The following is a 20,984-nucleotide window of genomic DNA, read 5'->3' as shown; positions in this document are numbered from 1 at the left end:
CCGACCGACGGTGACGCCGCTGCCCCGGCGCGCGATGCTGGGGCTGATCGCCGGACTGCCGCTCGCAGCCTGTACGCAGAAGCAGCGCGGACCGAACGAGATATGGGTCGGCTCCTCGCCCACCGGCGTGCCGTTCAGTTTCGTCGATCCGGCGACGAACGAGCTGACCGGCGCGATGATCGATATCGCGAGAGCCGTCCTCCGCCACCTCGGGACAGAGGGCGACTATCGCGCCGCACCCTTTTCGGCACTGATCCCGTCGCTGACCACGGGGCGGGTCGACATGATCGCGGCGGCGATGCAGCGGACGCCCGACCGCGCGAAGATCGTCGATTTTAGCGCGCCGGTCTTTTCCTATGGCGGCGGACTGGTGGTGCGAAGCGACGACGGCGCCGCCTATCCCTCGCTGTCGGCGGCGCGGCGCCTGCGCGTCGGGGCACAGGTCGGCACGCGCTTCGTGGATCAGCTTCATGCCGCCGGGGTTGCGCGCGTCACCACCTATGACGGATTGGGCGAGATCGTCCGCGACCTTGCTAACGGCCGGATCGATGCCGGCTATGGCGACGACCCGATCCTCCGCTACCAGCTTCGCGTCGGCCCGCGCCGTCCTGTCCGCATGTCGGCGGGGTTCCGCCCACCGGTCCGCGAAGACCTCTGCCTGATCGTCGCCAAGGGCAGCCCGCTGCTCCCACGCCTCGACGATGCGATTGCTCTCCTCAAGGCGGCCGAAATTCCAGCGATCCTCCATCATTGGGAGCTCGGTTGATGGAGGCGTTCCTCGCCGACGCCGCCCAATTCCTGCCGGTGCTGCTGCGCGGGCTCGGCATGACGTTGCTCCTCACCGGCGGCGCACTGATCGTCAGCATCCTGCTGGGCCTTATCTGGGTGCTGATGGGCTATTCGCGTTTCGCACCTTTACGCTGGATCAGCCGCGCGATCATCAATGTCATTCGCGGCATCCCGATCATCGTCCAGCTGTTCTGCATCTATTTCGTGCTTCCCGAATGGGGCGTCGACCTGCCGCCCTTCGCGGCAGGCGTCCTCGGCCTCGGCCTCGCCTATTCGGTCTATCAGGCCGAAAATTTCCGCGGCGGGCTGTCGTCGGTCGACAAGGATCTGGTCGAGGCTGGAACCGCGCTCGGCATGCGCTGGCCGGTGCTGATGCGCCGTGTCGTGCTGCCTCTCGGCATACCGGCGGCGCTGCCCTCGCTCGGCAACACGACGATCATGCTGCTGAAGGATTCGTCGATCGCCTCGACGATCACGATCGCCGAACTGACGCGCGCGGGACAATTGCTCGCCATTTCGACCTTCAAGAACGGAACCGTCTATCTGCTCATCGCCCTCCTCTATCTGGCGGCGAGCCTGCCGATGGCGGCCGGGGTCCGCTGGCTCGAACGACGGTTCGCACGCCGATGATCGAGGTTCGCAACCTTCAGAAGAGCTTCGGCGGCCGCGCGGTGCTGAAGGACGTCAGCCTCGACGTCGCGGCGGGCGAGGTCGCGTGCCTGATCGGCCCCTCGGGATCGGGCAAATCGACGATCCTGCGCTGCATCAACGGGCTCGAAAGGCACGACGGCGGATCGATCGCGGTCAACGGGTTGCCGGTGACGCCGCAGTCGCTGCCCGCGATCCGCGCCTCGGTCGGCATGGTGTTCCAGCGCTTCAACCTCTTCCCGCACCGCACCGCGCTGCAAAATGTGATCGAGGGCCCCGTGCATGTGCTGAACCAACCGGTCGCCGACGCGCATGCGCGCGCGATGACGCTGCTCGCGAAGGTCGGCATGGCGGACCATGCCGGCGCCTATCCGCGCCAATTGTCGGGCGGCCAGCAACAGCGCGTCGGCATCGCCCGCGCGCTGGCGATGGAGCCGCGCGCGATCCTGCTCGACGAGCCGACCTCGGCGCTCGACCCCGAACGCGTCGGCGAGGTGCTGAAAGTGATGCGCGACCTTGCCGAGGGCGGGATGACGATGATCATCGTCACCCACGAGATCGCCTTCGCGCGCGAGGTGGCCGACAAGATCTTCTTCGTCGACGAGGGTGTGATCGCCGAACAGGGGCCCGCCGCCGACTTGCTTTCCAACCCCCGCGCCGAACGCACCCGGCTGTTCCTCAGCCGGGTCCGCCATCCGCTATGACATCAATATCAGGGAGCCGTCCATGACCGCCGACGCGATCAGCCTTTTTCGCCCGCACGAACTGCTCGCCGCCGCCGCGATCGCCCCCGTCGCCGAGCCGCTGGGTCAGCCGGTGTCGCAGGTCCGATCGGCCGCGATCCCTGGCGCGGGCGCCAGCCGTCACGGTGTCTGGCACTGCACCCCCGGCGTCTGGCGCCGGCAGGTCGTGCAGGCCGAATTCTGCCACTTTCTCTCCGGCGAGGCGATCTTCCGGCCCGACCAAGGCGAGGCCATCCACATCGGCGCCGGCGACGCCGTCTATTTCCCGCCGCGCAGCAGGGGGACATGGGAGATTTTGAGCGACAGCGAAAAAATCTTCATCGTCTTCGACGAGGCGGAAGCCGCGCGATGACGCGCCCGCTTTCTGCCGCCCTCCCCCCCGCCGACGTCGGAAGCTACTGGCTCGCCAGCACCGGCGACGACCTGACCCCGCGCGCGCCGCTCGCCGGCGACGAGACTGTCGACGTCGCGATTCTGGGCGGTGGTTTTTCGGGGCTATGGACCGCATGGTTCCTGCTGCAGGCCGACCCGACGCTGTCGATCGCGATCGTCGAGCGCCAGTTTTGCGGCTTCGGTGCGTCGGGACGCAACGGCGGCTGGTGCTCGCCGCGCTTTCCGATCAACCCGGCCGCCCTCACCCGCCGCTTCGGCGCCGAGACCGCGCGCGCGATGCTGTTCGCGCAGCAGGCGATGGTCGACGAGGTCGGTCGCATCTGTGAACAGGAAGGCATCGACGCCCATTTCAATCCGGTCGGCGTCCTCACCATCGCCCGCAGCGCCAAACAAGTCCCCTCGCTCCTGCATTCCTACGACGCCTATGCGAAACTTGGCATGGCCGATGTCTGTGAGTTACTCGACGCCGGACAGGCACATGAGGCGGTGCATGCGACCGACGTGCATGGCGCGCTGCGGCTGCGCGTCGGCGGCACCATCCACCCCGGTCGGCTGGTGCGCGGGCTGGCGCGTGCGCTCGAACGGCGCGGCGTCCGCATCTATGAGGGGACCGAGGTGCTGCAGGTGAGCGCCGGGATGCTGCCCGCGCTCGTCACCACCGGCGGCACGCTGCGGGCGCGGCGCGCGGTTCTCCTCGCCGGCGAGGCGTTCCTGACCGGCCTGCCCGATTATCGCCGCCGGCTGATCCCGATGGCCTCGACGATCATGCTGACCGCGCCGCTGACCGCCGAGCAGTGGGATCGGGTCGGCTGGGCCGGCGGCGAGTGCCTCAGCTCCTATGTCCACACGACCAATTATCTGACGCGCACCGCAGACGGGCGCATCCTGTTCGGCAGCCGCGGCGCCCCCTATCGCTACGGCTCCGACATGAGCGAGACGGCGCTGCGCGAAAATGCCAATTTCGGCTGGATCCGCGACCGGCTGCTCGAATGGTGGCCGTCGCTGGAGGGCGTCGAGTTCTCGCACCGCTGGGCGGGCTATCTGGGCGTGCCCCGCGACTGGTTGCCGACGGTGGACTTCGACAGCAACCGCCGGATCGGTCACGCCTATGGCTATACAGGGCATGGCGTCATCACGAGCGCGATCGCGGCGCGCGCGCTCGCCGGGCTGGTCGCCGGCGCGGCGCCCGATCCGCACGCGCCCTATCTGCGCCCGCAGGCACCGAACTGGGAAGTCGAGCCGCTGCGCTGGGCGGGCATCCGCTATGTCCAGAATGCCTTTTTGCGGATGGACCTTGCCGAGACCGCCGGACGGAACCCGCCGCTCGACGCGCCGCTCGCGACCTTTTTGGGCGAACCCTGAAAAGTCGCGCTGCGGCGGGGCTTATTTCCCCGCCGCGACCCCGCCGCCGCTCGCCTTGAACGCCTGCTCCAGTCCTGGGACGAACGCCGCCCCGGCCTTCAGCTCGACGCGCGACCCGGCAAGGTCGTTGCCATAGGGCTCGGCCGGCCCGCCGAGGCATTTCGACAGAAAATGCTCGGCGATCGCGGCGAAGGAGATGTTCGTCGCATCCTTCGCATAGACATGGCCTTCGTCGGGATAGAAGGCATAGGTCACCGGCTTGCCGCGCACCTGCATCGCATCGACGATTTCCTGCGACTGGTCGGGAAAGATGCGCGGATCGTTCGCACCGTTGGTGACGAGCAGCGGCTTGCTGATCGCATCGACGCGCGCGATCGGCGAGCGCCGCATCAGGTCGGCCGCGCCTTCCGTCGTCGCCGGATCGCCGACGCGGTTGACGAATTGCGGGCGCTGCCAGGTCCACCAGTCGGGCATCGCACCGATCAGCCGCGTCAGATTGCTCGGCCCCGCCAGATCGACGCCGCACTGGAAACGGTCGGGGGTAAAGCTCAGCGAGACGAGCGTCGAATACCCCCCATAGGACAGCCCCATCACTGCGACGCGGTCCTTCGCCGTCACGCCCTTGTCGACTGCCCATTGCACCGCGTCGAGCAAATCGTCGTGCATCGTCTCCGACCATTTCCGGTCGCCCTTCGCCATGAAATCGCTACCGAAGCCGCCCGATCCGCGGAAGTTGACCGACAGCACCGCATAGCCGCGGTCGGCGAGCCAGGCGTGCTGCGGGTCGAAAGCCAGATCGTCGCGCAGCCAGGGCCCGCCGTGGACGAGCAGGACGAGCGGCACCGGGGTCGCCGGCATGCCGTTCGCGCCCAGCTTCGCGCCGGCCGGCAGCGTGAGATAGCTCGGCAGGCTGAGGCCGTCGCGCGACGCGATCGTGACCGGCAGGCGGCGCGCCAGCGCGCGCTTCGCCAGATCGGGCCGCGTCGATAGCAGGGGCGCCAGCGTGCGGTCCTTGCGGTTCCACCAGCTATAACGGTCGGGCCGGTTCGGAACCGTTTCCAGCAGCAACCAACGGACATTGTCGGGGGTCTGCCCGACGATCTTGAACGGCCCGGTGACGGCGGCCTCGAGCGCTGCGAACTCGGCGCGCGCGGTGTCCGAACGTACCGTCCACTCGCTCACCAGCGGGTCTTCGCGCGTCGCGAGCAGCGCCCCGTTCTCCTCGTCGAGCAGGGGTTCGACGATATCGGCGCGCACGGCGGCGGCGAGCAGCGTCTTCTTGCCGGTCGCCAGATCGACCGAGACAAGGTTTGCCTTGTCGCCGTCGCGGCTGTCGAGCATCGCGATCTGTCCCTTCGCGTCGATACCGAAAATCTTCGAGTTGCGCAGCGAGGCAAGCGGGATCGTCATGAATTCGCTCGGGCCCGCGGGGTCGAGCCGGAAATAGGTCGACGATCCGTCGGCATTGCCGCGAACCCCCATGCGGATGTTGAAATCGGGATCGGCGACGACGTCGATATAATTCGCCGCATTGCGGAACACTTCGGTCCGCTGCCCGGTGGCAAGGTCGATGCGATAGATATCGCGGTAGCGCCGGTCGCGGATGTTCATGCCGACGAGGATCTCACCCGGGCGCTTCTTCGACACCTTGACGATCTTCGTCTGCACCGCGGGATCGTCGGTCGCGTTGACGACGGTCTGCTTTGCGGGATCGGCGATCCACAGCTGATGATGTTCCTCGCCCCCGACATCCTTCTGGATCAGGATGAATCGTCCGTCGGCGCTCCACTGGAATGCGTCGGGCGGGCGGTTGTCGAACCTGGTGACGGGCTTCGCCGCCGCCGGATCGTCGATCGGCGCGACCCAGACATTGAGGACACCGTTCAACGGGTGGAGAAAGGCGAGCTGCTTTCCGTCGGGGCTGATCTGCAATTCGGAATAGGTCGGCGCGCGAAAGAGCTGGTCGCGCGGCACCAGCGTCGATGCCGCCGCCTCGGCAGCCGGCTTTGCCGACGCGCCGGGAACCATGACCGCGCAAATCGTGGCAGCGGCCCAGACCAGACCGCGCGCGTTGCGGCGCGGCAGCGGCCCGCGCAGGATGTTCGAAGCCATCGTCTCTCACTCCCTGAAACCGCCCTCGCGCTCCGGCCCATTTCGGGCGCCAGGCGAATGCGGTATTTCCCTCGACCAGCACAGACTGCCAATCGCCGCACGCCGGGGCCAATGCAGAATATGGATCAAACCATGCATGACAGGAAGGCTGGGCGATCGTGCGCTATCGGCTACAAGGACGGAATAAGCCGAAAGGGATTGGCACGATGGAAATGGCCTGGCTGGAGGATTTCGGCGCGCTCATTCGCGCGGGCAATTTCTCGCGCGCCGCGTCGGCACGTTGCGTGACGCAGCCTGCATTCAGCCGCCGCATCCGCTCGCTCGAGGATTGGCTGGGTGTCGAACTCGTCGACCGCAGCACGCACCAGATGACCCTGACGCCCGCCGGCAAGCGCTTCGCCGCGATCGCCGAAACCGTGCTCCGCGACATCGAGCACGGCCGCCGCGAGGTGCAGGAGATCGCAGGCACCTCGGCCTCGACGGTCAAGATCCTCGTCACGCACGCGCTCGCCCTCAACTTCTTTCCGCAGTGGCTTGGCCGGCTTCAGGCGATGATGGAAACGGTCATCCCGATCCAGCTCAACGCCGACAATATGGGCGCGTCGGAACAGATCATGCTCAATGGCAAAGCGCATTTCTGCCTCTGCTATTTCCACGCCGGCGCCCCGTCGGTCCTCGACGGCGCGGGCTTTCAGTCGATCTCACTCGGCGCCGACGTGCTGGTGCCGGTCAGTGCGCCCGATGCCGGCGGCACGGCGCCGCTCCATCCACTCGTCGGCGAAGGCGGCGGTCCGGTCAGCCTGCTCGCCTATGGCGCGGAATCGGGGATGGACCGCATCGTGTCGGCGAGGCTCGGCGCCAACGCGACACCGGTCGGCTTCACACCTGTCTTCACCTCGCACACGCTCGTCCTCGCGCGCATGGCAAAGGACGGCAAAGGGCTCGCCTGGCTCCCGCTCGGCATCGTCGACGACGACCTTGCGAAAGGTGCGCTGGTCCGCGCCGGCGACGAGGCGTGGGACATTCCCGTCGACATCCGCCTCTACCGCCCGCGCGGCCGGCAATCGCCTTCTGCCGAAACCTTCTGGCGGCTCGCGGCCGCTTAGGTCGGCCGTAATGGCCGGCCCGCCAACATGCTTACCGAGCGGCATAATTCCATCCGCAACAGGCATTGGCCGATGCCGTCCGATCCCTGTTAGTCGCGGTCCGACACAAGGGCGCCGCCCGGATCGGGGTGCCCGGTCCCCGGCCGGCGAAACGGGATTCGGAGCTCAGCCTATGAAACAGATCGCCCCCGTCGAAGCGGTCGTCTTCGACCTTCTGACGGCCCTGCTCGATTCCTGGTCGCTGTGGAACGGCGCCGCAGGATCCGCCGCGGACGGACTGCGCTGGCGCCGCGCCTATCTGGCGCTGACCTATGGGTGCGGCGCCTATCGCCCCTATGAGGATCTGGTGCGCGAAGCGGCCGTCGAGGCGGGCATATCGCCCACCGCCGCCGACGCGCTCTCCGCGCACTGGAACAGGCTCCAGCCCTGGCCCGAAGTTCCGCGCGTTCTCGGCACGCTCAGCGCGCGCGGCATCCGGCTCGGCGTCGTCACCAATTGCTCGACCACGCTCGGACGACAGGCGGCCGACCGCGTCGGCGTGCCTTTCTCGGTCGTCGCGACCTCCGAAGAGACCGGCTATTACAAGCCGCACCCGCAGCCGTATCGCGCCGCGCTCGATCGGCTGGGCACCGATCCCGCGCGCACCTTGTTCGTGGCGGGGTCGCCCGCCGATATTCCGGGCGCGGCAGGTGTCGGCATGCCCGTTTTCTGGCACAATCGGGCGGGGCTGCCGTTCGTCGCCGATACAGCGCGCCCCCTGTTGATCGCGGACACGCTCGATCCGCTGGCGGAGATCGTATGACGGGACAGACATATATGTTCGATGGGCTCGATACACCGCGGCTGATCCTCGATGCCGCGCGGCTCGACCGTAATGCCGAACGGATGCGCGTGCGCTGCGCAAACCTCGGCGTCACGCTCCGCCCGCACCTCAAGACCGCCAAGTCGGTCGATGTCGCGCGTGTCGCCGCGGGCGACGAACAGGGACCGATCACCGTTTCGACGCTCGCCGAGGCCGAATATTTCGCCGCCGCCGGCTGGCGCGACATCCTCTATTCGACCGCGATCGCGCCCGCGAAGCTCGCCCGCGCCGACCGGATCCAGCGCGATACTGACGCACGGCTGCTGTTCGTCGTCGATGACAAGGACGCGGCCGTGCTGATCGGACAGGCGGCCGCCGCCCTCGACGCGCGCTTCGGCGTGTTGATCGAGGTCGACTGCGGCGAGCATCGCAGCGGGGTCGAACCGGCATCGCCCGCGCTACTCGGGGTCGCCGACGCCATCGCCGCCGCTGCGCCGTATCTCGAACTCGCGGGCATCCTGTCGCACGCGGGCCATAGCTATGCCTTTGCCGAACCCGAACCCGTTCGGGCGCTGGCCGAAGTCGAACGCCTCGCCGCGGTGTCTTCGGCCGACTATTTGCGCGAGCGCGGCCATCCCTGCCCGATCGTCAGCATCGGTTCGACCCCCACCGTCCTGTTCGCCGGCCATCTGGATGGTGTCACCGAGGTCCGCGCCGGCATCTATCTGTTCCACGACCTGGCACAACTCTCGCGCGGCGTCTGCACACCGGAAGACATCGCCGTCTCGGTGCTCGCGACGGTAATCGGGCACCAGCACAACGGCCCCAGCCTGATCCTCGATGCCGGCGCGCTCGCGCTGTCGAAAGATGTCGGCGCCAATCGCTTCATGCCCGAGGCGGGCTATGGCCTCGTCTGCGACCCGGTCACGCTCGAACCGCTCGCTTCGCTTGCGGTCACCGTCGTGCATCAGGAGCATGGCAATGTGCCTGTTCCCGACGAAAGCTGGTTCGACCGCTTGCCGATCGGCAGTCTCGTCCGCGTCCTGCCGAACCATGCCTGCCTGACTTGCGCAGCCTATGCATCCTATGATGTGCTGCGCGACGGACAGATTACCGAGCAATGGCCGCGCACGGGCGGGTGGTGAATTAATCCGGAGAGTGACGATGACCCAGAAGCTGACCGAAATCCGTTGCGCCGACGCCCCGCCGCCGGGCGGCCATTATGCGCAGGCGGTCCTCCATCGCGATACGCTCTATGTGTCGGGCCAACTCGGCGTGACCAAGGATACGCCCGACGCCGAAACCGTATCGATCGCCGATCAGGTGGCGTTCGCGCTCGGCAATATCGAGGCGATCGCCCGCGTCGTCGGCGCCGCGAAGGAGGATGTCATCCGTTGCACCGTCTATGTCACCGATGTCGAGCATTGGGGCGAGGTCAACCAAGCCTACGCCGCCTTCTTCGGCGCTCATCGCCCCGCCCGCTCGATCGTCCCCAGCGGCCCGCTCCACTTCGGCGCGCTGGTCGAGATCGAAGCCGTGATCGCCGTCGGCTGACCCCGATAGCGATTTGAAGACAGGCAGCTTAATCCCGGTCGATCGCGCCCGCATCGAGCAGCGGTGCGGCGTCGTCGTCGCCCGCACCCAACAGGTCGGCCAGGCGCTCCGTTCCCGCCAATATCATCGCCTGTTCCCAACCGGGCAGCATGGCAAACGCCGCCTCGAATTCCACCTGGAGCATATCGGGCGCATCAACGAGACGACGACGCCCCGCGCCCGTCACCTCCAACAGGACTTTTCGCTTGTCCTGCGCGCTGCGCGTCCGGGTCACGAGATCGAGCGCAACGAGGCGATCGACGATCGCGGTGATCGTCGCGTGACTGAACTTCAGTCGCTGCGCGACGACGCCGGGCGTGACGTCTTCGCCTGCGTCGATCTCGCGCAGAACCAGCAGCTGCGATGGCGTGAGCCCGGTCGCGACAGCCAGCCGGCGCGTCCCTCCGTCGGTCGCGCGAAGCACGCGTCGCAGGGCCCGCAAGGTCGCATTGGCAATTTCAGATTCCATACGGACTGGTAGCTGCTGGAACCGCCGGCGCAAATCGATTTCGCCAGCTCCGCAGAGTCCATATATTTCGCATTGTGAAACATAATTTGGTCGACGGGGGTTGTCGATGCGCCGATCAGCCCTATATTTGCGCCGAATCACCGCCACGATGAAGTGGCTTGATCATATATTATTTCAGGAGATGAAAGATAATAGTTCGGCAAAAAGACGAAGAGTCATTGCCTCCAGGGACTGATTTGGACGCGACCCCGGCCATAAAGGCCGACATGGAGTTTCGAACGCCGACGGCTGCGGACGGCCCGGCGATTACCGCGCTGATCGCGGCCTGCCCGCCGCTCGATCGTAACTCGCGTTATTGCAACCTGCTTCAATGCGAACATTTCGCCGACCATTGCATCATCGCTGAAAAAGCGGGTCGGATCATGGGCTGGGTATCGGGCTATCGCCCCCCGTCCGACCCCGATGCCTTTTTCGTCTGGCAGGTCGCCGTGGCCGCCGAAGGGCGCGGGCGCGGGCTGGCGAGCCGGATGATCGGGGAGCTTATGACCCGTCCGGCACAGCGAAGCGCGACGCACCTGATCACCACCGTCACCGGGGACAACGAAGCCTCGTGGGCACTGTTTCGCGCGCTCGCCAAAAATTGGGGCGCGGCGATGGAACGCGGTGCCCTGTTCGAACGCGAGCCCCATTTCGCCGGCGCGCACGATACCGAATATCTCGCCCGCATCGGGCCGATCAATCACGACAAGATCCACGAAAAGCGGGGATAAGATAATGAATATGAAGCCAAAGCCGTCCGGATCGATTCCGGACCGGACGCTCTATGAACGCCGCGAATCCGAAGTCCGCAGCTATGCCCGGTCGATGCCGCGCCAATTCGGCCGCGCCGAAGGCGTGTGGATGCACGACGATCAGGGCGGTCGCTATCTCGACTTCCTGTCGGGTTGCTCGACGCTCAACTACGGACATAACCACCCGATCCTGAAGCAGGCGTTGCTCGACTACATCGACGGCAACGGCATCGCGCACGGGCTCGACCTGCACACCGACGCGAAGCGCGATTTTCTGGACGCATTCGAGACGCTTGTCTTGAAACCGCGCGGACTCGACCATCGCCTGATGTTCACCGGTCCGACCGGCACCAACGCCGTCGAAGCGGCGATCAAGCTCGCACGCAAAGTGACCGGACGCGAACTGGTGATCGCCTTCACGAACGGGTTTCACGGCATGACGCTGGGCGCGCTTGCCTGCACGGGCAATGCCGCCAAGCGCGGCGGTGCGGGCGTTCCGCTCGCACATGTCTCGCACGAACCCTATAACGGCTATTACGGCCCCGACGTCGACACCGCCGACCTGCTCGAACAGCGCCTCGCCGATCCGTCGAGCGGACTCGACGCCCCTGCGGCGATCCTCGTCGAAACGGTCCAGGGCGAAGGCGGGCTCAATGCCGCCTCGCCCGAATGGCTGCGCCGGATCGCAGCGATCGCGAAGGCGCATGGTGCATTGCTGATCGTCGACGACATCCAGGCCGGCTGCGGCCGTACCGGCGGCTTCTTCAGCTTCGAGGATATGGGCTTCATCCCCGATATCGTGACGCTCGCGAAATCGCTGTCGGGCATGGGCCTGCCCTTTGCGCTGACCTTGCTGCGTCCCGACCTCGACCAATGGGCGCCGGGTGAGCATAACGGGACCTTCCGCGGCAACAATCATGCCTTCGTCACCGCAACCGCCGCGCTCAGGCATTTCTGGAGCACGGACGATTTCCGGCGCGACGTCGAACGTCGCGGCGACCTTCTGGCGATGCGGCTCGACCGGATTGCCGCCGAACATGGCTTCGAGGTGCGCGGCCGCGGCATGATGCGCGGCATCAATGTCGGGTCGGGTGAGCTTGCCGCCGTGGTAACCGCCGCCTGCTTCGACGCCGGCCTCATCATCGAGACCAGCGGCGCGCACGACGAGGTGATCAAGGTGCTCGCCCCGCTCGTCATCGACGACGCCTTGCTCGGCGCCGGTCTCGACATCCTCGAAACCAGGATCCGCGAAGCGATGGCCGCCGATTACGCCGTCGCCGCCGAATAAACACAGGAGATATCCACATGATCGTTCGCAACCTCAACGACATCCGCAAATCCGACCGCAACGTCCGCTCGGACGGCTGGGCGAGCGCCCGCATGCTGCTGAAGGACGATGGCATGGGCTTTTCCTTCCATGTCACCACCATGTTCGCCGGCACCGAACTGAAGATGCACTATCAGAACCATCTGGAATCGGTGTTCGTCCTGAAGGGCACAGGCACCATCGAAGATCTCGCGACGGGCGAAATCCACCGGCTGGAACCCGGCGTGATGTACGCGCTCAACGACCATGACCGGCATATCGTACGGCCTGAAACCGATATTTTGACCGCTTGCGCCTTCAACCCGCCGGTCACCGGCAAGGAAGTGCACGACGAAAACGGCGCCTATCCGGCCGATGCCGAGCTCGTCACCGCAGACTGACAACCAGACAAAGAAAGGGAGGCGTCCGATGCAAGACCTCTACCCCTCACGCCACGCGGCCGAAGCAGAGATGCGGCCGCGGCAGGACGCCGTTGTCCATAGCGACTGGAGCAACGACGCGCCGATCACCGCGCGGCAGGCGGCGCAGTTCGACCGCGACGGCTATATGATCCTCGAAGACATTTTCTCGGCCGACGAAGTCGCGTTTCTGCAACAGGCCGCAGGTCGGCTCCTCGCCGACCCGGCCGCGCTCGACGGCGACACGATTGTCACCGAGCCGCAGAGCGCGGAAATCCGCTCGATTTTCGAAATCCACGCGCAGAGCCCCGTGATGGCCCGGCTCGCCGCCGATGCGCGCCTCGCCGACGTCGCGCGCTTCCTGCTCGGCGACGAAGTCTACATTCACCAGTCGCGGCTCAACTATAAGCCCGGCTTCAAGGGCAAGGAATTCTACTGGCACAGCGATTTCGAAACCTGGCATGTCGAGGACGGCATGCCGCGCATGCGCGCGCTGTCGATGTCGGTGCTTCTTGCGGAAAATACCGCCCATAACGGCCCGCTGATGCTGATCCCGGGATCGCACCGCACCTATCTCACCTGCGTCGGCGAAACCCCCGACGATCATTATCTGAGCTCGCTCAAGAAACAGGAATATGGCGTTCCCGACGAGGAAAGCCTCGCCGAACTCGCGCACCGACACGGCATCGTCGCGCCGACCGGAAAGCCCGGCACGGTGATCCTGTTCGACTGCAACCTGATGCACGGATCGAACGGCAACATCACACCCTTCCCGCGCGCCAACGCCTTCCTCGTCTATAATGCGGTCGGCAACCGGCTGGAAAAGCCGTTCGGCGCCCTCAAGCCGCGTCCCTGGTTCCTCGCCCGCCGCGGCGAACCCGAGCCGCTCGTCCCGCAGCATGGCGCACTTGCCGAGATGGTGGCGGCATGACAGGGCATAGCGTCGAGAAGATCGGCGGCACGTCGATGGCCGCGACCGCGACCCTGTTCGACAATGTGCTGATCGCGGGCCGGTCTGGCACCGATCTCTACAACCGGATTTTCGTTGTTTCAGCCTATGCCGGAATGACCGACCTGCTGCTCGAGAACAAAAAAAGCGGTGCGCCGGGCGTTTATGGTCGCTTCGTCGCCGACGACAATGCCGATGGCTGGCGGGGCGCGATGGAGGCCGTCCGCAGCGCGATGCATGCGCGCAACGCGGCGATGTTCGTCCGGCCCGAAAGCCGGGCCGAGGCTGACGACTTTGCAGACGCGCGCATCGCCACGGTTGCCGCCTGCCTCGACGATCTCGCGCGTCTCCGCAGCCACGGCCGCTTTTGCGTCAAGGAACAGTTGATGACCGTGCGCGAACTGCTGGCCGGGATCGGCGAGGCGCATAGCGCGCATAGCACCGCGCTGTTGCTGCGCGACCGCGACGTGAACGCGCGCTTCGTCGACCTGACATTGTGGGATCAGGACGATCTTCGCAGCCTCGACGCGCGGATCGGCGACGCCTTCGCCGGAATCGACCTCGCCACGACGCTGCCGATCGTCACCGGCTATGCGGGCTGCGAGGGCGGCATGGTGCGCCGCTATGCGCGCGGCTACACCGAAATGACCTTTTCGCGGCTCGCGGTCCTCACCGGCGCGCGCGAGGCGATCATCCACAAGGAATTCCACCTGTCGAGCGCCGATCCCCGACTGGTCGGCGAGGACAAGGCACGCAAGATCGGCCGCACGAACTACGATGTCGCCGACCAGCTGGCAAACCTCGGGATGGAGGCGATCCACCCCGGTGCCGGGCGTGGCCTCCGCCAGACCGACATCCCTTTGCGCGTGCGCAACACCTTCGACCGCGAGGACGAAGGCACGTTGGTGACCGGCGACTATGTTTCCGACGTGCCGCGGGTCGAGATCGTTACCGGGATCCGCCAGATGCAGGCGCTGACCTTTTTCGAACAGGATATGGTCGGGGTGAAGGGCTATGACGCCGCCATCCTCGATGCGCTGACGCGGCATCGCGTGTGGATCGTCAGCAAATCGTCGAACGCCAACACCATCACCCATTATCTGTCGGCGAGCGCCGACGCGGTGACAAAGGTCATTGCCGACCTGCAAAAAGATTATCCCGAAGCCGCCATCTCGGCGCAGCCGGTCGCGATGGTTTCGGTGATCGGCAGCGATATCTCGCGCCCCGGACTCGTCCCCGACGCGCTGCGTGCGCTCGAGGATGCGGGTATCGGCATGATCGCGCTGCAGCATCAGATCCGCAACGTCGACGTCCAGTTCATTGTCGAAAGCCACGATTTCGACGAAGCCGTGCGGACTCTCCACAAGGCCCTCGTCGAAGACGCCGCCCAAACCGACGAGGACCGGCGCGCCGCATGATGCGGCGGCCAGCGCGGCCGATGCTCGCCACGATCCTGCCCGTCCGGAGCCTGCTGGTCGCGATTTTCGTGATGATGGCGGGCAGCGGCTTCCTGTCGACGCTGATCGGGCTCAGGCTCGAACGCGCGGGGAGCAGCACGATGGTGATCGGCCTTGTCGCGACCGCCTATTTCGGCGGATTGGTTCTTGGCGCGCTCCGCGCCGGGACCGTCGTGCGCCGAGTGGGGCATATCCGTGCCTTCGCCGCTTTCGTGGCGCTGCTGTCGGCGAGCACCCTCACCTATGCCTTGGTCCAGCAACCCGCGCTGTGGGCAGCGCTTCGCCTCGTCGACGGGCTGTGCGTCGCCGGCGTTTTCATCTGCATCGAAAGCTGGCTCAACGATCGCTCCGAGCCGGGCGCGCGCGGGACGGTTCTGGCCTGGTATATGGTCGCGCTCTATTCGGGACAGGCACTCGGCCAATTGCTGCTCCGCTCGGGCAACACCGCGCCGCAGGTCCCTTTCGAACTGGCATCGATCCTGATCACGCTCGCGATCGTCCCGGTCTGCCTGACGCGCAGCGCCGCACCGGCGCTCGAGAATGCGGCTTCGCTGCCGCTCCGGCGCCTGTTCGATGCTTCGCCACTCGGCGTTGCCGGCGCGGGCATGACAGGGTTGATCCTCGGGGCCTTTTACGGGCTTGCCGCCATCTACACCCGGCGTATCGGGCTGGGCCTCGCCGACACCGCAAGCTTCATGACGACCGTGATCCTGGGGGGCGTCGCGCTGCAATGGCCGCTCGGGCGCTTGTCGGATCGCTACGACCGGCGTCGCATCATCATCGCCTGCTTCGCCGCAACGCTGGCAATCAGCATTGCGCTAGGCACCGCGCCATCGGGAACCATGCTCCTGGCGCTCGGCGCCGGCTTCGGCGGCCTCAGTTTTGCGCTCTATCCGCTGTGTGTCGCCTTTGTGAACGACCGCCTGCTTCCATCCGAGCGCGTGACGGCAAGCGGTCAGCTGGTCCTTCTCTATTCGGTCGGCGCGGCGCTCGGCCCGATCGGCGCCGCAACCGCGATGTCGCTGGCCGGCGCCGGCGGCCTGTTCCTGTTTATCGCGGCCGCGGCGGCGGCGATGCTCGGCTTCGGACTTTGGCGGCTCGCGACCACCGCACCCGTCCCCGGCGCCGAGCAGCAGGATTTCCAGATTCTGCCGCGCACGACACCCGTCGCCGCGCTGCTTGATCCGGCCGGACCCATCCATCCTCAACCCGGCAGCCCAATCCGACACACAGGTGAAGTATGAAAAAGCCCGACAGTCTCCATGCCCCGGGGCACCCTCCGCCCTTCCCTGCGCCATCGGCGCTGCACCGGGCGGTCGGCGCCTCGGCGCTCGGCAATGCGGTCGAATGGTTCGATTACGGCATCTACGCCTATGGCGTAACCTATATCTCTGCCGCGCTCTTTCCCGGCGACATGGAGGACGCAGTGCTGTTCGCGCTCGCGACCTTTGCCATCTCCTTCCTCGTCCGCCCGCTCGGCGGACTGTTCTGGGGCCCCCTCGGCGACCGCATCGGCCGCAAGTCGGTGCTCGCGATGACGATTCTTCTGATGGCCGGCGCGACCTTCGCGGTCGGCCTCATCCCGTCCTACGACAGCATCGGCTTCTGGGCGCCGACGCTGCTCATCATATTGCGAATGCTACAGGGCTTTTCGACCGGCGGCGAATATGGCGGGGCAGCGACCTTCATGGCCGAATATGCCCCCGACGACCGGCGCGGTTTCTATGGCAGCTTCCTCGAATTCGGAACGCTCGCGGGCTTTTCCTTCGGCGCGGCGCTGATGCTCGGCTATTCGCTGCACCTCGGCGACGAAGCCATGCAGGAATGGGGATGGCGCATTCCCTTCCTGATCGCCGGCCCGATCGGGCTCGTCGGCATGTATTTGCGGTCGAAGATGGAAGATACGCCGGTCTTCCGCGAGGAAATGGCGGCGGCCGAGAGCCGGAAGCCCCCCGGCATAGCGGCCTTGTTGCGCGATCACTGGCGCCCGCTGCTCGTCGTCGGCGGCCTCGTCGTCGCGCTCAACGTCGTCAATTATTCGCTGCTCAGCTATATGCCGACCTATCTCCAGCGGCGTATCGGGCTGTCGAACCAGCAGGCGCTGCTCGTCCCCATTATCGGCATGGTGTTCATGATGGTCGTCGTGCCCTTCGCCGGCGCCCTGTCCGACCGTGTCGGACGCAGGCCGATGTGGCGCTGGTCGCTGATCGGCCTGTTGATCGGCGTCGTCCCGCTCTACATGCTGATCGGCACCGGCTTTGCGGGAGCCCTCATCGGCTTCGCGCTGCTCGGGCTCCTCTATGTACCGCAGTTGGCGACGATTTCCGCGACCTTCCCCGCGATGTTCCCGACCGCCGTGCGCTTCGCGGGATTCGCCATCGCCTACAATGTCTCGACTTCGATCTTCGGCGGGACCGCGCCGATGATCGGGAGCGGCCTGATCAGCCTCACCGGCGATCCGCTGATGCCGGCCTATTATATGATGCTCGCCTGCCTCGTCGGCCTGATGGCGCTACGCTTCATGCCCGAAACCGCGGGGCGTTCGCTTCGCGAAAATCCCTTTGCGCTGCCCCGCAAAGACGTCACCGAACCGCGACGAGACGATCCTCTTTCGCATTGACCGGAGAATATTCCGGCGACCGCGGCAAGCCGGTTCCTTTCGAAGGCGTTTCGAAAGGCCGCCTTGCTCGCGCGCGACTTTTTCCCGATTGCTGCCCCCCGCAATCCAAATTAGACATCGCGGCACCGCCGGGCGCCTAGCACTTGCGGAACAGGGGGTTGCAAGGGGGTTGCAGCAAATGAACGCGATTTTCGCCCGCGCGGGGCTTGCTGCGCTTGCGCTCGGAATCAGCGCGCCCGCCCACGCGGGCGTGTCGGAAGATTTCTCGGAATGCGACGGGCTCAAGAAGCCCAAGAGCAGCGACGACGGAATGCGGGGCGAGGCGACTTTCCCCTCGTACCGCTTCGGCGGTCGCGATGCACCCAGCCAGACGCTGGCCGCGTGCAACCGCGTGCTTGAGAGCGGGAAGCTGCTGCCCGAACAGACACTGCGCCGCGCCCATGTGATGCGCGCCCGCGCTGCCGCGAAGCTGGAACTCGGGGATGCCGCCGGTGCGCTCGCAGATATCGACGCCGCTCAAGAGGCCGCCAAGGCCTACGCCGGCGATTTCTTTTACGACCGCAGCATGGGCGTCTCGCTGGATCTGCTGCGAGCCCTTGCCCTGAACGAGACGGGCGAGCGCAAGGCAGCGCTGGCGCTGGCTGAAGCGGCCGCCGCCAGGCGCACCTATGCGCTCGAGGTCCAGCGGGTCGCAGCTATGCTCCGCGCCGCCAATGGTGACAGTCCGGCCGATCCGACGATCTGGCAGAGTCTCGCCCGCATCGATCCGGCTACCCGGGGCATTTTCTCACAGTTCGCCCCCGAGTCCGGCGATCTCGCCAAACTGGCGGCCTCGGCCGGGACGCCCTCGGTGGTCATGCCCGAAGCGCCTTCGTTCAAGGCGATTATGACCAATGGCGGAAATATCGCACCGCTGCTGTCCGAGTGGTCGGCCCCCGTCAACCGGGCGATGACCAAGGCCTATGCGCTTGCCGCCCATGGCCAGCCAGCAGCCGCCCGGGCCTGGGTGGAGGCGACCCGCACCGCGCTCGACGCCGCCGGTTCGGCCGGGAAACCGCAGGTCGAGGAGGGCAAGCAGGCTCCCAAGGATATCGTTTCCCTGTTGGTCGAAATGATGCGCGCCGAACATTTCGAACCGATGGCCAATCTGGTCGACGCCCGCATTGCCATCGCCGAGGGCCGGCTGGCCGACGCCGCCGCCGCGCTTCAGGGCAAGCAATTGCGCGCGACCCCGGTGACGGAAGAATTCCACGCCGCCTATGCCGCCGCACGTACTGCGGGCGCCGTGGGCGCACCCGATCTGCCTGCGCTGGCGCCGGCTGCCAAACGCGGTCCGGCGCGCCTTTCCGGAATGGCGGACAATCTGCTGATCCGCCCCGAGTCGCAGCGCAAGCTGATCGACTACGAAAAATCACGCCCGAATATCCTCGGCGCGCTGGTCGGCGCGGCGTTTTCGATGGGAACAACGTTGCTCGGGGGGATCGACCGCACGGCAGGATTCCGTTCGAGCCCGAACGAGGACGGTTCGATCAAGGTCGAATATACCGGCAATACCACCTCCGGGCCGGTGGTTCAGGAAATGACTTTGCTGCGGGCCGCCGAACTCGCACGGGAGGCGGGCAAGACGCATTTCCACGTCGTCGCGCGGAACGATTACCAACGTTATCTCACGCAGACGATGAACGGCGTGCCCATGAACCGGACGCTGACCGGCTATAAGACCGAATTGACCATCCGTCTGCTCGGCGATGGCGAAGGTAAAGGTGAAGCCGACGCGCTCGACGCCGTCGCTGTAATCGACGCGCTGGGGCCGGTTTACTACGAGAACTGAACATGGGCATAAGACCGAGCTCGCAGACGAGAGCGGTACAATGGGTCCCCGTTCCTGAACGAAGAGCAATTTGGGCGCGATCGCCGTGCCCGGCAAACAACGCGCCCCCAATTCTGGTATTCGACCCGGCGGCTATCGCCAGGTCAGGACCCTAGCCCGGCTGAATAAACCCCTGCCATCGATGCATAAGCGATAGAGGCAATCACGGATCATCTTGCGATCCCAGAGTTGCCCGATGTTCGCTTCCATGATGACTCTCCCGCAGATTAGGCGGGGACAGTGCCGCAGCCACGCGCACCGACGAAATCGCGCGGCACGCCGATCGCCATTATCCTGTGCGCGGTGAAAGGCTCCGCGCGTCAGGCGCGTTCGAAGATCGCGGCGATGCCCTGCCCGCCGCCGATGCACATCGTCTCCAGCCCGTAGCGGCCGTCGCGACGCACCAGTTCGCGCGTGAGGTTCGCAAGGATGCGCCCGCCGGTCGCGCCGATCGGATGGCCGAGCGATATGCCCGATCCGTTGACGTTGAGGATGTCGTTCCGGCTGTCGTCGTCCGACCAGCCCCAGCCCTTCAGCACCGCAAGCACCTGCGGCGCGAAGGCTTCGTTGAGTTCGACGAGGTCGATGTCGCCCCAGCCAAGCCCATTGCGTGCGAACAGCCGTTCGACCGCCGGAACGGGGCCGATGCCCATGCGGCTGGGATCGCAACCCGCGGCGGCCGAGCTATGATACCAGGCGATCGGCGTGAGCCCGAGTTCGTCGAGCTTGTCTTCCGCCACGACAAGGCAGGCGGCCGCGGCGTCGTTCTGCTGGCTGGCATTGCCCGCGGTGACGACCCCGCCCTCGAGCGGGCGCAGCTTGCCGAGCGATTCGAGCGTCGCGTCGGCGCGGTAGCCCTCGTCATGCGCGAAGACGAGCGGGTCGCCCTTTTTCTGCGGCACCGATACCGGTACCAGTTCGTCGTCGAACAGGCCGTTCGCCCAAGCGGCGGCGGCGCGCTGATGGCTGCGCACGGCATAGGCATCGGCCTGTTCGCGCGAGATATCATAGTCCTTCGCCAGATTTTCGGCGGTCTCGATCATCCCGGTGATGACGCCGAAGCGTTCGACCGGCTGCGACATCAGGCGTCCGCGCGTCAGGCGATCGTGCAGCATCAGGTTGCCGGCGCGCACGCCCTTTCGGATATCGGTGCTGTAATGTTCGACGTTCGACATCGATTCGACGCCGCCCGCGACGACGACGTCGGACATGCCCGTTTGCACCATCATCGCGGCGTTGACGACCGCCTGCAGGCCCGATCCGCAGCGGCGGTCGAGCTGATATCCCGGAACTTCGAGCGGCAAGCCTGCGGCAAGCCACGACCAGTGACCGATGCTCGGCGCCTCGCCATTGCCATAGCCCTGCGAGAAGACGACGTCGTCGACGCGCGCCGGATCGATCTTCGTCCGTTCGACCAGCGTCTTCAGGATCACCGCACCGAGCTCGCCCGCGGTCATCGACGACAAGGATCCCCCGAACTTGCCGACGGCGGTGCGGATCGGTGCGACAATGGCGGCGCGGCGAAGGGTCATGGCTTGGGTCTCCGGTCAGGTAA

Annotated in this window: 20 protein-coding genes; 17 read left to right on the top strand and 3 right to left on the bottom strand. The window is 66.2% G+C overall.

Annotated elements, in window-relative coordinates; translation table 11 throughout:
- The first annotated feature begins 10 nt into the window (after nt 1-10).
- The 5 genes from VGU00_RS14325 to VGU00_RS14305 are packed head-to-tail and all read left to right on the top strand — an operon-like array spanning nt 11 to nt 3,935.
- Nucleotides 11-766, top strand: a complete 756-nt coding sequence (locus VGU00_RS14325; RefSeq protein ID WP_327469595.1) for an ABC transporter substrate-binding protein — start codon at nt 11-13, stop codon at nt 764-766.
- Nucleotides 766-1,419 (top strand): amino acid ABC transporter permease, encoded by a 654-nt coding sequence (locus VGU00_RS14320; protein WP_327469593.1) that lies wholly within the window; start codon nt 766-768, stop codon nt 1,417-1,419. Before VGU00_RS14325 ends, VGU00_RS14320 begins: the two co-directional genes overlap by 1 nt.
- Nucleotides 1,416-2,141 (top strand): amino acid ABC transporter ATP-binding protein, encoded by a 726-nt coding sequence (locus tag VGU00_RS14315; RefSeq protein ID WP_327469591.1) that lies wholly within the window; start codon nt 1,416-1,418, stop codon nt 2,139-2,141. Before VGU00_RS14320 ends, VGU00_RS14315 begins: the two co-directional genes overlap by 4 nt.
- Nucleotides 2,142-2,163: 22 nt before the next feature.
- A complete protein-coding gene (locus VGU00_RS14310) occupies nt 2,164-2,532 on the top strand; it encodes a cupin domain-containing protein (RefSeq protein ID WP_327469589.1) in 369 nt (122 codons plus the stop codon).
- Nucleotides 2,529-3,935: an FAD-dependent oxidoreductase gene (locus VGU00_RS14305; protein ID WP_327469587.1), complete on the top strand. Its 1,407-nt coding sequence runs from the start codon at nt 2,529-2,531 to the stop codon at nt 3,933-3,935. Before VGU00_RS14310 ends, VGU00_RS14305 begins: the two co-directional genes overlap by 4 nt.
- Nucleotides 3,936-3,956: 21 nt before the next feature.
- Here the strand turns inward: VGU00_RS14305 and VGU00_RS14300 are convergent, their stop codons facing one another.
- Entirely contained in the window at nt 3,957-6,047 is a 2,091-nt protein-coding gene (locus VGU00_RS14300; protein ID WP_327469585.1) for a S9 family peptidase, read from the bottom strand.
- A gap of 206 nt (nt 6,048-6,253) precedes the next feature.
- Between VGU00_RS14300 and VGU00_RS14295 the strand changes: the two genes are divergently transcribed.
- The 4 genes from VGU00_RS14295 (at nt 6,254) to VGU00_RS14280 (ending at nt 9,509) form a co-directional block, all read left to right on the top strand.
- Nucleotides 6,254-7,153: a LysR family transcriptional regulator gene (locus tag VGU00_RS14295; protein ID WP_327469583.1), complete on the top strand. Its 900-nt coding sequence runs from the start codon at nt 6,254-6,256 to the stop codon at nt 7,151-7,153.
- A 172-nt stretch (nt 7,154-7,325) separates the two neighbouring features.
- Nucleotides 7,326-7,955 carry an HAD-IA family hydrolase gene (locus tag VGU00_RS14290; RefSeq protein WP_327469581.1) on the top strand — a complete coding sequence of 210 codons (630 nt, stop codon included), beginning with the start codon at nt 7,326-7,328 and terminating at the stop codon, nt 7,953-7,955.
- Nucleotides 7,952-9,100 (top strand): alanine racemase, encoded by a 1,149-nt coding sequence (locus VGU00_RS14285; protein ID WP_327469579.1) that lies wholly within the window; start codon nt 7,952-7,954, stop codon nt 9,098-9,100. Before VGU00_RS14290 ends, VGU00_RS14285 begins: the two co-directional genes overlap by 4 nt.
- Before the next feature lie 19 nt (nt 9,101-9,119).
- The gene (locus tag VGU00_RS14280) at nt 9,120-9,509 is read left to right on the top strand and encodes a RidA family protein (RefSeq protein WP_327469577.1); all 390 of its coding nucleotides are present in this window, start codon (nt 9,120-9,122) and stop codon (nt 9,507-9,509) included.
- Nucleotides 9,510-9,537: 28 nt separating this feature from the next.
- On the opposite strand, the gene VGU00_RS14275 is transcribed toward VGU00_RS14280, so the two are convergent.
- On the bottom strand, nt 9,538-10,017 hold the full coding sequence (locus VGU00_RS14275; protein WP_327469855.1) for a MarR family winged helix-turn-helix transcriptional regulator: 480 nt from the start codon (nt 10,015-10,017) through the stop codon (nt 9,538-9,540).
- A gap of 266 nt (nt 10,018-10,283) precedes the next feature.
- On the opposite strand from VGU00_RS14275, the gene ectA reads away from it, so the two are divergent.
- The 8 genes from ectA (at nt 10,284) to VGU00_RS14235 (ending at nt 19,390) form a co-directional block, all read left to right on the top strand.
- A complete protein-coding gene (gene ectA / locus VGU00_RS14270) occupies nt 10,284-10,787 on the top strand; it encodes a diaminobutyrate acetyltransferase (protein WP_327469575.1) in 504 nt (167 codons plus the stop codon).
- A 4-nt stretch (nt 10,788-10,791) separates the two neighbouring features.
- Nucleotides 10,792-12,096: a diaminobutyrate--2-oxoglutarate transaminase gene (ectB, locus tag VGU00_RS14265; protein WP_327469573.1), complete on the top strand. Its 1,305-nt coding sequence runs from the start codon at nt 10,792-10,794 to the stop codon at nt 12,094-12,096.
- A 17-nt stretch (nt 12,097-12,113) separates the two neighbouring features.
- Entirely contained in the window at nt 12,114-12,515 is a 402-nt protein-coding gene (locus tag VGU00_RS14260) for an ectoine synthase (RefSeq protein WP_327469571.1), read from the top strand.
- A 28-nt stretch (nt 12,516-12,543) separates the two neighbouring features.
- Entirely contained in the window at nt 12,544-13,464 is a 921-nt protein-coding gene (thpD, locus tag VGU00_RS14255; protein ID WP_327469569.1) for an ectoine hydroxylase, read from the top strand.
- Nucleotides 13,461-14,900 carry an aspartate kinase gene (locus tag VGU00_RS14250; RefSeq protein WP_327469567.1) on the top strand — a complete coding sequence of 480 codons (1,440 nt, stop codon included), beginning with the start codon at nt 13,461-13,463 and terminating at the stop codon, nt 14,898-14,900. Before thpD ends, VGU00_RS14250 begins: the two co-directional genes overlap by 4 nt.
- Before the next feature lie 20 nt (nt 14,901-14,920).
- The gene (locus tag VGU00_RS14245) at nt 14,921-16,183 is read left to right on the top strand and encodes an MFS transporter (protein WP_327469853.1); all 1,263 of its coding nucleotides are present in this window, start codon (nt 14,921-14,923) and stop codon (nt 16,181-16,183) included.
- Nucleotides 16,180-17,559, top strand: a complete 1,380-nt coding sequence (locus VGU00_RS14240) for an MFS transporter (RefSeq protein ID WP_327469565.1) — start codon at nt 16,180-16,182, stop codon at nt 17,557-17,559. Before VGU00_RS14245 ends, VGU00_RS14240 begins: the two co-directional genes overlap by 4 nt.
- Before the next feature lie 178 nt (nt 17,560-17,737).
- The gene (locus VGU00_RS14235; protein WP_327469563.1) at nt 17,738-19,390 is read left to right on the top strand and encodes a hypothetical protein; all 1,653 of its coding nucleotides are present in this window, start codon (nt 17,738-17,740) and stop codon (nt 19,388-19,390) included.
- Between the two features lie 359 nt (nt 19,391-19,749).
- Here the strand turns inward: VGU00_RS14235 and VGU00_RS14230 are convergent, their stop codons facing one another.
- Nucleotides 19,750-20,961: an acetyl-CoA C-acetyltransferase gene (locus VGU00_RS14230; protein WP_327469561.1), complete on the bottom strand. Its 1,212-nt coding sequence runs from the start codon at nt 20,959-20,961 to the stop codon at nt 19,750-19,752.
- Nucleotides 20,962-20,984: the final 23 nt, after the last annotated feature.

This window comes from Sphingopyxis sp. (assembly GCF_035944815.1).
Taxonomy (GTDB): domain Bacteria; phylum Pseudomonadota; class Alphaproteobacteria; order Sphingomonadales; family Sphingomonadaceae; genus Sphingopyxis.
Note: the sequence above shows the minus strand (reverse complement) of the source record. Positions and strands in the feature narration are given on the sequence as shown.

Coding starts and splice junctions, on each gene's coding strand:
- ectA (WP_327469575.1), top strand. CDS start 10,284: ATGGAGTTTCGAACGCCGACGGCTGCGGACGGCCCGGCGATTACCGCG.
- VGU00_RS14305 (WP_327469587.1), top strand. CDS start 2,529: ATGACGCGCCCGCTTTCTGCCGCCCTCCCCCCCGCCGACGTCGGAAGC.
- VGU00_RS14290 (WP_327469581.1), top strand. CDS start 7,326: ATGAAACAGATCGCCCCCGTCGAAGCGGTCGTCTTCGACCTTCTGACG.
- VGU00_RS14245 (WP_327469853.1), top strand. CDS start 14,921: ATGCTCGCCACGATCCTGCCCGTCCGGAGCCTGCTGGTCGCGATTTTC.
- thpD (WP_327469569.1), top strand. CDS start 12,544: ATGCAAGACCTCTACCCCTCACGCCACGCGGCCGAAGCAGAGATGCGG.
- VGU00_RS14275 (WP_327469855.1), bottom strand. CDS start 10,017: ATGGAATCTGAAATTGCCAATGCGACCTTGCGGGCCCTGCGACGCGTG.
- VGU00_RS14230 (WP_327469561.1), bottom strand. CDS start 20,961: ATGACCCTTCGCCGCGCCGCCATTGTCGCACCGATCCGCACCGCCGTC.
- VGU00_RS14300 (WP_327469585.1), bottom strand. CDS start 6,047: ATGGCTTCGAACATCCTGCGCGGGCCGCTGCCGCGCCGCAACGCGCGC.
- ectB (WP_327469573.1), top strand. CDS start 10,792: ATGAATATGAAGCCAAAGCCGTCCGGATCGATTCCGGACCGGACGCTC.
- VGU00_RS14320 (WP_327469593.1), top strand. CDS start 766: ATGGAGGCGTTCCTCGCCGACGCCGCCCAATTCCTGCCGGTGCTGCTG.
- VGU00_RS14235 (WP_327469563.1), top strand. CDS start 17,738: ATGAACGCGATTTTCGCCCGCGCGGGGCTTGCTGCGCTTGCGCTCGGA.
- VGU00_RS14280 (WP_327469577.1), top strand. CDS start 9,120: ATGACCCAGAAGCTGACCGAAATCCGTTGCGCCGACGCCCCGCCGCCG.
- VGU00_RS14310 (WP_327469589.1), top strand. CDS start 2,164: ATGACCGCCGACGCGATCAGCCTTTTTCGCCCGCACGAACTGCTCGCC.
- VGU00_RS14240 (WP_327469565.1), top strand. CDS start 16,180: ATGAAAAAGCCCGACAGTCTCCATGCCCCGGGGCACCCTCCGCCCTTC.
- VGU00_RS14260 (WP_327469571.1), top strand. CDS start 12,114: ATGATCGTTCGCAACCTCAACGACATCCGCAAATCCGACCGCAACGTC.
- VGU00_RS14250 (WP_327469567.1), top strand. CDS start 13,461: ATGACAGGGCATAGCGTCGAGAAGATCGGCGGCACGTCGATGGCCGCG.
- VGU00_RS14315 (WP_327469591.1), top strand. CDS start 1,416: ATGATCGAGGTTCGCAACCTTCAGAAGAGCTTCGGCGGCCGCGCGGTG.
- VGU00_RS14295 (WP_327469583.1), top strand. CDS start 6,254: ATGGAAATGGCCTGGCTGGAGGATTTCGGCGCGCTCATTCGCGCGGGC.
- VGU00_RS14285 (WP_327469579.1), top strand. CDS start 7,952: ATGACGGGACAGACATATATGTTCGATGGGCTCGATACACCGCGGCTG.